We start from the raw sequence: 11,093 nt of genomic DNA on the forward strand, positions 1-11,093 counted from the left end.
GAGCCCTATGGAACAACAACAAGCCCTCTATCGCGCCTTTTATCAAGCTCAGGATCGTTTTCTGGATCCTTATACCGCGTGCGGTTTCGAGCCTGATATTATCTGCAATTATGTCCATTGTGGGCTCTTACTGACTTCTTATTATGAATACGGGGCGGAACATCAGAATCCACTGTTGTGTGAGCTGTTTCTGCGTCAAGTGTACTTTCATCTATTAGACGGTATTGACGATACGACTCGCTCGCGCGTCTTTCGCCAGATCTGTCTGGATGCCGTACATACGCCATTGCTGTGTCTGAAACGTTTTTACGATCATATCTCCGATGGCGACATAAAGTTCCTATCCTTAAAACAAGAATTACAGCGTTTGAATACGCCTTTGTAGCCGAAAAGGAATACACCATGACTCAACAATATCGGATTGAAAAAGACAGTATGGGCGATGTGAACGTCCCAAAGGATGCTCTCTACCAGGCTCAGACCCAGCGCGCAGTCGACAATTTTCAATTCAGCCACCACACCATGCCCGTTGCTTTTATTCAGGCACTGGCTCAAATCAAACAAACCGCAGCCCTGACCAATGCGCAGCTCGGTTTGCTCGAAGGTGACATCGCCAATGCGATCGCAGACGCGGCTCAGCAGGTCATTGACGGCCGGCATCTCGAGCATTTTCCGATTGATGTGTTCCAGACGGGCTCAGGCACCAGTTCGAACATGAATACCAATGAAGTGATCGCCACATTAGCCAGTGCACAGCTCGGCGGTGATGTCAGTCCCAATGACCACGTTAACATGGGCCAAAGCAGCAACGACGTGATACCGACTGCTATTCAGGTCAGCAGCGCACTGCTGACTGAAAAACAGCTGCTTCCGGCACTGGAACACCTTATTGACGTACTGGAAAAGAAAAAAGCCGAACTGGCGGACGTGGTGAAAACCGGTCGCACCCACTTAATGGACGCCATGCCAGTCACCTTCGGACAAGAATTAGGCGGATGGCAACAACAAATCCGCCACGCAAAATCCGCCATCGAAAGTGCGCTGACATCGGTCAAACAGCTGGCACAGGGTGGAACAGCCGTTGGAACCGGCATCAATGCGGATCCACGTTTTGCACGCGCGTTTGCCGATAATCTGACCCAAGACACACATGTCCGTTTTGCCGCCAGCGACGACTTCTTTTTTAACCTCAGCAGTCAGGATGCCATCGTTGCATTATCCGGCCAGTTAAAAACCGCCGCTGTCGCGATCATGAAAATCGCCAACGACCTGCGCTGGATGAATTCGGGCCCGTTAGCCGGACTGGGTGAAATTGAGCTGCAAGGCCTGCAACCAGGTTCCTCCATCATGCCCGGCAAAGTGAACCCGGTTATCCCAGAAGCCGCAGCCATGGCCGCAGCCCAAGTGATCGGCAACGACACCACCATTACCATCGCGGGGCAAGCCGGTAACTTCCAACTCAATGTCATGCTCCCTGTGATCGCGCATAACGTGCTGGAAAGCATCGAGCTGTTGAGTAACAGCGCTGTTGCGCTGGCTGATAAAGCCATCGCCACCTTTACAGTGCGTCGTGACAACCTGGACACCGCCCTGGCACGCAACCCCATTCTGGTGACCGCACTGAACCCGGTGATTGGTTATCTGAAAGCGGCTGAGATCGCCAAACTGGCGTACAAGCAGGGTCGGCCGATCATTGACGTTGCTGAAGAGCAAACCGATCTCGACCGGGCGACACTCGAACGCCTGCTCGACCCGGCCAAGCTGACGCAAGGTGGCATCGCAGAATAACTGACATCGCCGAAAATAAAAAAGCCTCCTTACGGAGGCTTTGTCTTTATGCCAGTTCAGGCAAGATTAACTTAGCGATTTCGAAGTAAATCACCAGGCCCGTGCCATCGACCAGCGTGGCAATAAAGGGCGCAGAAACCACCGCCGGGTCAATACTTAAGCGGCGCAGTACCATCGGAATGATGGACGATACAAATGCGCTCCACAGTACGATGGCCAGAATGGTCAGTGTCACCACCAGCCCGACCTCAACACCGACCCCCAGACTCCAGGCTCGCACCCAAGCCGCGCCAGCCATGGCAAGCGCAATCATCACCCCGGTGGTCAGCTCTTTGCTCAGCACCGAACCGAGGTTTTTCAAACTTACTTCGCCCACGGCCATTGCCCGGATAATAGTGGTGGTGATCTGTGTGCCACTGTTGCCTCCGGTCCCAATCAACAACGGAATAAAGAATGCCAGCGCGATGGCCGCTTCCAGTTGCTCTTCAAACGCTCTCAATACCGTACCGGTGTAAGCTTCGGCCAGAAACAGCGCCAACAACCAGCCAATGCGTTTTTTCCACAAGTTCCAAGGAGAGGTTTGCAGATAGCTGGCATCCAGCGGCATTGAGCCCCCCTGCATCGCCGCATCTTCTGTGGTTTCCTTTTCCAGGATATCAACCGCGTCATCCAGGAAGAAGAAACCAACCAGCAAACCATTGTGCTCGACCGGTAACACCGTAACATCCAGATCCAGTAAGCGGCGTGATGCCTGCTCCTGATCCAGAGAGACATCCAGCACCTCGCCTTTGGGCTGCATGATGTCGCTCAGGGTTTGATCTGCCGACGCAACCAGCAGCATTTTCAGGCTGATTTCACCAACGAGCTGACCGTACTCGTTCACCACATACATATTATTGAGGTGATGGTGCGGTGTATCCCAGGCCTCATAGAGTACCTGTTTCGCTTCGCTGAGACTTTGGGTCACGGATAAGGTCAGCACATCTGAGTGCATGTGGGCGCCGACCGATTCGTCCGGCCAGTTCAGCTTGCGTTGCAACTGCAACGCTTCTTCATTGGCCAGGAAGTCGAAGATCGCCTCTCTTTCGTGTGCCGGCAAAATCCGCAGCAGTTTTTCCACCGTCCGTTGCGGTAACGCAGTCAGAACGGCTTCCAGCTGAGGCTTTTGCATATACGCCACAACGTCCGCCGCCAGCTCCGGAGAGATACGGCTGAAAATGGTCACCAATTGCGCTTGTGACAACTGACACAGAACATATTTGGCTTCCTGATCAGACAAATTGACCAGTTTTTGTACCCACTTTTCGCTGTCTGGCGCATTCGCCAGTTTGTGAGAAAAAGCGGTGAGTTGCTTGATTTGAGCTGCTACTACAACAGGGTTAGTAGTTTTCATTACATTCATCACACATACCTCATGTGACTCAGGACAGACCTGAATTGATTGATCTTTGATGCAAGAAAACAGCAGTTGAAGGTCGAGAAAATAAAAGCTGTATAAGAAGGAAGGAACAATCCCCACGTCTTAGCTTCAGCACTGTACAACGTATTCACTGACGTGAAAGCCACTTGGGTTAACACCTTAAGCCGATGATAACTGTCCTAATCCTGGGCATCTCTCGATGTCGTGGGATCAGTGGCCTATGTTTGAACAGGAGCCTCGCCTAACGAGATGCTGTAAAATACACAGTAGGTTCTCTTTAGAACGGCGCGATTATAAGAAGGCGCCTGACAAAACAACAACTAAAAATCCTGATGGTGATGATAAAAAACCGTGACGGCACGCACACAAGACATCGAATCGCTCTGATCAAAAAAGAGGCCCGCAAAGCGGGCCTCTCATGATTTAAACGGTACGGATGTGCTCGGCAATGCGCCACAGCACACCACTTGGGTCCGTCATGCAAAATTCAAGCATGCCCCATGGCTGCTGCTGTAATTCGGTCAACGTGGTACCGAATTCCGTCTCCACACCGGATTGAGCCACGTGCTGATGCCAACTGCGTGCGTCTTCAACCAACAGATGCATCATGTAGTTTTCGCAATGCACCGGTTCGTAAAAATCCTGCAGCAAAAACGCACATTCGCCTTTGCTCAGGTAAGCGACTTCACCAAACACGGAACCTACCGCAAACCCCAGTGACTGGTAAAAGCTGATCGACAACTCAAAGTCTCTGGCGGGTACGAAGGCTTTAATTTCGCGGGTTGCCAGATTCGCCATACGTTCTTCACCTCTGTTAATCCGGGCGCGCCAAGGTCGACACCCGGATACTCTGTTCCTTTATGAAAAGGCCGCCCCAGGACGGGACGGCACTGCTGTGTAAACGGGGGTTTTTCTGCCCGTTGTAACCTTATGAATGGCTATCAGAATCTTACTTGATAGTTTAGCGTATAAGTGCGGCCTCGGCCCTTATAATCATACGCACCCGGTGCATAATGAGTTGAATAGAGAATCTGCGCTCGCTGACCCCAAAGCGTAGTGTAGTCGTTATTCAGCAGGTTTTGGATACCAAAGCCCAAGGTTCCGACTGGCAGTTGATAATTCCCAACCAGATCAAACAGAGTAAAGCCGTCGAGTTTATTGTCTTGATCATCGGAATAATGAAACATAGTCTGGCTTTGCAGCTTCAGTGTCAGTTCATCATCATACCAAACCGCCCAAGCGCTGGCTTTAGAGGCACTGGCTTCGCCCGCCGACATCTTATTCCAGTCGCCATCTTGTTTCACTTCCGACATCACCAAGTGACCGGATGCCCCGAATTGAAGCTGCGTGTTAAACCAATACGTCAACTGCGCTTCTGTTCCGTATACGCGTCGTTTGTCGTCAACACTTTCGATCAGCATGGTCTGTTTATTGTAGCTGACCGATTTGTCCGATTGAGAATAGTAGGTGGCCGCCTGCACACTCAGATCGGCGTTATCGAAGCGATACCCCACTTCAACACTGTTGGTTTTGATGCCCGACATGCGTGAGCCATCAACGTTGATACTGTTTAGCAGGGCGTAGTGACCGTTCGCGTCCATATCAGCGTACTCACCCTGGCCGTAATACTTGGCCGGATCCGCAAGATCAAAGCCCTGGGAGAAGTTAGCCCAGAGCTGCGATGCCGGCGTCAGTGAGTAGATGGTTCCGAGGTTGAATAAACCAACATGATAGTCAGTTTCACCACCCGGCACTGCATCGGCTGACACCCCGTTCCCCGCCGCAATCTTCTTCTGGATGCTATATGCTACAAAATCATCTATTTCATTGTTCAAGTACTGATAGCGAGCACCGCCCTGAATATGCCATTTCGGCGTCAGGGCATAGTCGGCTTGCACAAAGGCGGCAACAGAGCTGACTTTAGTCCCCGGATACCGGCCCACTCGCGCATAAGTGTCATTGTTTAGGTTACCAGACGCCGTCGCAACAGCCGGGTCAAACAGTGCCTGATTGCTGTCAAAGCTGTCGCGGTATGCATCCACGCCATACACTAAGTTGAGACGAGAGAACTGCTTGGCCAGAGCGGTTTTTAGCGCGAATACATCGGTTTTCTGCTCCGACGCACTCTGATAATAGGGTGAGAATGTCTGCTGCTCTGAACGATAGGAAGCCTCGGCGATCAGTTGATGGCCTAAAAACGCGCTGTCGCTGTACCTCATACTTAGCATCACGCGCTCGGTACCATGCTGACGGTCAGATTCAAACCCTTTACGTACGTCAACGAACTCACCGTTCACTATGTAAAGACCGTAAGGTGAGTCCTGCTGACTGTCGTAATACTGCGCGAGCAAATCCAGTTGCTTGGTTTCGGACAACTCAATGCCGACCGTACTGAGCACATCCAGTGTTTTGTTGTATTGCAGCGATCCCTGAGAGATATCCGGTGTGACGATGTCACCATCAGCATCATAAAAGCCTTGCGTTTCGGTGTAGACCGCGGCTAACCGTGCACTTACTTTGTTACTGCCACCAGCAATGGACTGACCCAGTTTGTAATCCGCATCGTCACTGGTTTGAAAGCCACTTGATCCCCCCAGGTAACTCTCAAACTGAAGTGCGTCATCGTTGGCTTTTTTGGTCACAATGTTGATCACGCCGCCCGTCGCACCAGCGCCGTATACTGATGTAGCGCCAGACAACACTTCAATTCGGGCAATATTAAACGGGTCAATCGAGTCCAGCGCACGGCTTATCGGACGCGACGACTGCAACGACACCCCATCAATCATGACCAGCATTTTACGCCCGCGCAGGTTTTGGCCGTAATTGGTCCGTGCGCCACTGCCAACGTCCAGCGACGGAATCGTAGCCGCCAGAATGTCACCCAGTGTTTTGCCGCCACGATACTCCAGCGCGATCTGCTCTTCATCGATAAACCAGACTGTGCCTGGAATATCACTGATGGCTTTTGGTGTGCGGCTCGAGACCACCACCATTTTGTCCTGTTTCTCCGTTACGGCCAGAGCAGGTGCGCTGAATGCCATTCCTACGCTCGCCACTGCGATTGCCACCACCGTCACGTGGCCGGGTCCATGTCTCATTCTAATTCTCTTATTATTTCTGTTAATACAATTTATAGAAAAGAGAATGATATTGATTGTTATTTGCATAATCAATAAGAACAGATTATTCAGTCTGCATTTCCTGTGGATTCGCGGTACGGGGAAGTAAAGAAAATCGTGTCTGCACAAGGATTCGCGCATGGGTTAATAGAACCCAATCTCTCGCAGCAAGGTCTGCGAGATTGGCCTTACATCTGACTTGGAATACCGGCGTGATGCATCACGCCGGTTGAGGAGTAGTGTTTAGTTTTGCTGTAGCCAGTCAAGTGCCTCAGTACGGTTGTCAAAAAACGCCACCTCGCCAGACAGAAACCAGCTGCCCACTTTAGCTGCCATCTCCTGCCAGCCTGGCTTACCATACAAAGCAACTTTGTCGAACTCTGCACCGTGTTTCAGCCCCAGCTTAAAGTCATCCCAGGCCGCCCGCAACTCCCAGCCTTCCAACTCTGTCGCATCGACGAGCGCTTTTACTCTCGGCCCCTGAACTTTGGCCAGCGCGCCATCGAGGATCGGAGTGATGAATGCGTAGTCTTCATGGGTCAGTTTGCCTACCGCAGTGATCGCCAGATAAAACTCGCTGCCAACGCGATCAATGCCCACAGAGATACCGTGTCTTTCGCTGAACATATTACCTCCCTAATTTGTTATCCCGCTCATAGATTATGCAACTTTAAGGTTACCTCCTTTTTGCAATGCTGCACAATATTCGGCCAACAACCGGACACAGATCGAATCATCAGTGACCTATTAATTCATCACTTGATGAATTAGCGGGTAATTAATCGCCTTTTCCTATAGTTAGATAAAAATAATACTTATCGTATCAATGTGATTCTATCTGTTCAGTGTTAACGCCTCCGACCGTTCAGACTGACCTTACGAGGAAACCTCATGAAGCCATATTTGTTCAGCGCTCTGCTTATTACTTTGCTGACAGCCTGTAGTCCAGGCGATTCTCAACAGGCACTCGGGACGCTTGAACGTGACCGGGTGACCTTTACCGCTACCGCCAACGAAATCATCCGTGCCTTGCCCGTCATCGAAGGCAGCCCGGTTAAAGAAGGTCAGGTACTGGTTCAACTCGACAGCAAAAATCAGGAAGCCGTTCTGGCAAATGCGGTTGCCAATGAAGCCAAGGCCGCCGCCTATCTGCTCAAGCTGACCAACGGAGAGCGGCCGGAAGACATCGCTTCAGCCCAGGCCAGAGTAGCTCGCGCCGAAGCCCAGTTGGTTGAAGCGCAGAAGACCTATCGCCGCAAAGCCGAGTTGGTGGCCAAACGGCTGGTCAGCCAGTCGGAGAAAGACACCGCTCTGGCCGCACGCGACTCCGCACGAGCTGAGCTGGATTCAGCGACCGAAGAGTTCAGCAAACTGACAGCAGGGGCTCGGGTCGAAGATATCGAGCAGGCCAAAGCGGAACTGGCCGCCAGCAAAGCGCAAGTCGCGCTGCAAAAGCAAAAACTGGCAGAACTGACCATCGTTGCAACCCGTGATGGTATTCTGGATACCCTTCCCTATAACCTCGGCGAGCGAGTTCCGGTGAATGGCGTTGTCGCCGTCATTCAGGCCAATCGCGTCCCGTATGCACGTGTGTACGTACCAGCGGACCATCGGGTCAATTTTGTTCCCGGCAAAGAAGTGACGGTTCATGTAGACGGGGTAACGCAAAGTCTGAGCGGGACAGTGCGCTGGGTCGCCACTGAACCGTCTTTCACACCGTATTACGCGCTGACCGAAGACGAGCGTTCACGCCTGATGTACCTAGCGGAAGTCGACCTGGAGCCCAGTGCTGCTGAGCTGCCTTCCGGAGTTCCGGCGCAGGTTGAACTGTCAGGAGAGTAAACATGACCGAATACGCCATTCAGGCCAGCAACGTTAGCAAACAGTTCGGCGATTTCACCGCCATTGAAGGGATCAACCTGAACGTCCCCAAAGGCAGTATTTACGGTTTTCTCGGCCCGAATGGCTGCGGTAAATCCACGACGATCCGCGTGCTGACAGGCCTGCTCAGCCCAAGCATGGGCGAAGTCGATGTCCTTGGGTTACAGATTCCCCGCCAGTCTGAGGCTCTACGACTCAAAATCGGCTACATGACCCAAAAGTTTTCACTCTATGACGACCTCAGCGTTGAAGAGAACCTGCAGTTTATTGGCCAGATCTTCGGTATGAGTCGCAAAGCCCTCAACGAGCGGATCAATCAACAATTGTGTACTTACGGTCTGGATCAGCGCCGCAAACAACGGGTCGGCGGCATGAGTGGCGGCCAGAAACAGCGCTTGTCTCTGGCCGCCGCCACCATGCACAAACCCGAACTGTTGTTTCTGGATGAACCCACTTCCGCGGTAGATCCGGAAAACCGGCGCGAGTTCTGGGAGCAATTGTTTGATTTGTCCGATCAAGGCACCACCATTCTGGTGACGACCCACTACATGGACGAAGCGGAGCGCTGTCACCGTCTGGCGATTATGGAATCCGGTCAGATCCGCGCCGATGGACCGCCTGAAATGCTGATGGAGCAAATGGGCGTGAACATCGTTGAAGTGAAGACATCCGGCCTGCGAGCGCTCAAAGAACAATTGTTGCAGCGTGAAGAAGTTCGCTCCGCTGCTCAATTGGGGGTCCGCTTACGAGTGTTAGTAAACCGGAAAACAGAGAAACCGATCGATTGGCTAAGACAAACGTTTCCTCACCTGCAACAGGCAGAGATGAATCTGGCCCGACCCAGCCTTGAAGATGTGTTTGTTACCGTCACCGGGGAGGGACGCCAATGATCCAGTCGCTCAATCGAATGAAAGCGGTCATGTACAAAGAGATCCGCCAGCTTTCCCGTGATCGTATTACCTTCGCCATGGTAGTCATGATCCCCCTGATCCAGTTGCTGTTGTTTGGCTACGCCATCAACACCGACATTCGCAACATCCCGGTGGCCGTGGTCGATCAAAGCGGGAGCACCGCCGGAAGAATCATCACCGAATCGGTCAAAGTCACTCAGGTGGTAAGCGTCGTGCAACGGTTTGAAACCCCGCAACAAGCTGAGCAAGCAATTCAGGATGGCTTGGTGCGCGCGGCATTGATTCTGCCACCGGATCTCACGCAGCGTATGATGCAAAATCGTCCATTGGGGCAATGGTTAGTCGATGGATCCGACACCATGATCAGTTCTGCGATTCTTGGCTTGCAGACCATGCCGCTGACCGATTTTGACTTTGAAATTCGCCCCCAAACGGTTAAAACCTTTGACGTCGCGCTCTTTTACAACCCGAGCCGACGTTCAGCGGTGAACATTGTACCGGGGCTACTGGGCGTCATACTGACCATGACCATGATCCTGTTCACCAGTGCCGCAATTGTGCGTGAACGCGAACGGGGTAACCTTGAACTGCTGATCACCACCCCCATTCATTCGATCGAGTTGATGGTAGCCAAAATCATTCCGTATATCTTTGTCGGGCTAGTACAGGTGTTCATCATACTTGGGCTCGGCCACTTGATCTTTGATGTCCCGATCAACGGTTCGTTGGCGCAGATTTTATTTGGCACCTTGCTGTTTATTTCCGCCAGCCTGACACTGGGCCTGATGATTTCCACCATCGCCACCACCCAACTTCAGGCGATGCAAATGACTGTGTTTATTCTGTTGCCTTCCATACTGTTGTCTGGGTTTATGTTTCCCTACGAGGGAATGCCCGTTATCGCCCAGTGGATTTCAGAAGTGTTACCGGCCACCCACTTTATGCGTTTGATTCGGGGCATTGTTCTGCGTGGGGCGGATTTGGCCGATTTGTGGCGAGATACACTCTGGCTCGCTGCGTTTACGGTACTCGGTCTCGTGGTGGCTTCGATGCGCTTTAAGAAATCGCTCGACTGACAACAACAAGGCTGACCTGACAGGCCAGCCTTGTTGTCATTCTGGGGTCAAGCGGAGAGCTGAACCTCTTGGCGCTGCGGGAAATCAACACGCTGCAATAAGCGCTCAAACATGATCACCTGTTTGGATAAACGATTGTTGCGCACCAGCAACACCGTGTGTGCAATCCAAACCAGACGTTTTAAGCGGCAAGCCACCCGATACAACTCGTCGGTATTGGCGGGATCACTTTGCTGCAACCACAGATTGAGTGCGTCTAACCGAGTTTTTTGGCTGACACGAGACAAACGGTAGGAGTCCAGCAGGAACAGCGCCATATCTCGTACCCGCAGGCGTGCCGAATCCGACAAGCGAGACTCTTCCAAATCCAGTAGCGTGACTTCCCCTTGCTGATTGACCACGATATCTCGCATCGCCGGGCGACCGTGAATAAATTCCTCACGATGCAACTGTTGCAAACAGCCCATCGCCTTGGTAAACAAAAGCTTGGGTGAGTGTTGCCGGGCACGCACAATCGGCTCGCCGGCACTCTCCGTGACAAACCAGGAGCGACCAATGTAGAGCAACTTAGGGACAGGCAGATCACAGGAGATAGCATATTCCAACGCTGCCACTTCATGCTCGAAGCGTTGTTTGGGTGTATAGGCACTGAACAGCGTTAAGTGCGCGAAGCGTTTACTCTTTCGAAACAATCGGTTAAGGGAGCGGTTTAACACGGTGCGTTTGTCTTCGCCACACTTCTTTAGCCAAACACAATACTCACCGCGTTCGAGCATAAAAACATACTTTTGCCGTTGCTTTTTCAATGTAAAACCCCTGTCGGCGCCAAATAGAGAGGAATCAAGGCCGACGCAAATGATACTTGGTTAACAGAATATCAAACACTGTTCAAAAC

The 11,093-nt window shown here is 52.0% G+C and carries 10 protein-coding genes and 1 riboswitch; of the genes, 5 read left to right on the forward strand and 5 right to left on the reverse strand.

Annotated elements, in window-relative coordinates; all coding sequences use genetic code 11:
* Positions 1–7: 7 nt before the first annotated feature.
* Together CAG65_RS20160 and CAG65_RS20165 are read left to right on the forward strand one after the other, a co-directional pair.
* On the forward strand, positions 8–385 hold the full coding sequence (locus CAG65_RS20160) for a hypothetical protein (protein ID WP_161454777.1): 378 nt from the start codon (positions 8–10) through the stop codon (positions 383–385).
* 17 nt (positions 386–402) lie between these two features.
* A complete protein-coding gene (locus tag CAG65_RS20165) occupies positions 403–1,788 on the forward strand; it encodes a class II fumarate hydratase (RefSeq protein WP_161454771.1) in 1,386 nt (461 codons plus the stop codon).
* A 46-nt stretch (positions 1,789–1,834) separates the two neighbouring features.
* Here the strand turns inward: CAG65_RS20165 and mgtE are convergent, their stop codons facing one another.
* The 4 genes from mgtE to CAG65_RS20185 all read right to left on the reverse strand — a co-directional run bounded on the left by mgtE (position 1,835) and on the right by CAG65_RS20185 (position 6,957).
* Entirely contained in the window at positions 1,835–3,190 is a 1,356-nt protein-coding gene (mgtE, locus tag CAG65_RS20170; protein ID WP_021706444.1) for a magnesium transporter, read from the reverse strand.
* Positions 3,191–3,294: 104 nt separating this feature from the next.
* Positions 3,295–3,464, reverse strand: a riboswitch (M-box (ykoK) riboswitch).
* A gap of 167 nt (positions 3,465–3,631) precedes the next feature.
* Positions 3,632–4,006 carry a VOC family protein gene (locus CAG65_RS20175; RefSeq protein ID WP_161454772.1) on the reverse strand — a complete coding sequence of 125 codons (375 nt, stop codon included), beginning with the start codon at positions 4,004–4,006 and terminating at the stop codon, positions 3,632–3,634.
* Between the two features lie 143 nt (positions 4,007–4,149).
* Positions 4,150–6,252: a TonB-dependent receptor gene (locus tag CAG65_RS20180; protein ID WP_272926130.1), complete on the reverse strand. Its 2,103-nt coding sequence runs from the start codon at positions 6,250–6,252 to the stop codon at positions 4,150–4,152.
* Positions 6,253–6,573: 321 nt separating this feature from the next.
* Positions 6,574–6,957, reverse strand: a complete 384-nt coding sequence (locus CAG65_RS20185) for an STAS/SEC14 domain-containing protein (RefSeq protein ID WP_021706160.1) — start codon at positions 6,955–6,957, stop codon at positions 6,574–6,576.
* 264 nt (positions 6,958–7,221) lie between these two features.
* Between CAG65_RS20185 and CAG65_RS20190 the strand changes: the two genes are divergently transcribed.
* Genes CAG65_RS20190 through CAG65_RS20200 form a run of 3 tightly spaced genes read left to right on the forward strand, consistent with a single transcriptional unit; the run spans position 7,222 to position 10,198 of the window.
* A complete protein-coding gene (locus CAG65_RS20190) occupies positions 7,222–8,172 on the forward strand; it encodes an HlyD family secretion protein (protein WP_161454774.1) in 951 nt (316 codons plus the stop codon).
* Between the two features lie 2 nt (positions 8,173–8,174).
* A complete protein-coding gene (locus CAG65_RS20195; protein ID WP_161447615.1) occupies positions 8,175–9,101 on the forward strand; it encodes an ABC transporter ATP-binding protein in 927 nt (308 codons plus the stop codon).
* On the forward strand, positions 9,098–10,198 hold the full coding sequence (locus CAG65_RS20200) for an ABC transporter permease (RefSeq protein WP_161454775.1): 1,101 nt from the start codon (positions 9,098–9,100) through the stop codon (positions 10,196–10,198). The genes CAG65_RS20195 and CAG65_RS20200 overlap by 4 nt, the downstream gene beginning before the upstream one ends.
* 47 nt (positions 10,199–10,245) lie before the next feature.
* On the opposite strand, the gene CAG65_RS20205 is transcribed toward CAG65_RS20200, so the two are convergent.
* The gene (locus CAG65_RS20205; protein WP_161454776.1) at positions 10,246–11,004 is read right to left on the reverse strand and encodes a hypothetical protein; all 759 of its coding nucleotides are present in this window, start codon (positions 11,002–11,004) and stop codon (positions 10,246–10,248) included.
* Positions 11,005–11,093: the final 89 nt, after the last annotated feature.

Origin of the sequence: Vibrio sp. V39_P1S14PM300, from assembly GCF_009904765.1 — a bacterium.
GTDB classification, from domain to species: domain Bacteria; phylum Pseudomonadota; class Gammaproteobacteria; order Enterobacterales; family Vibrionaceae; genus Vibrio; species Vibrio proteolyticus.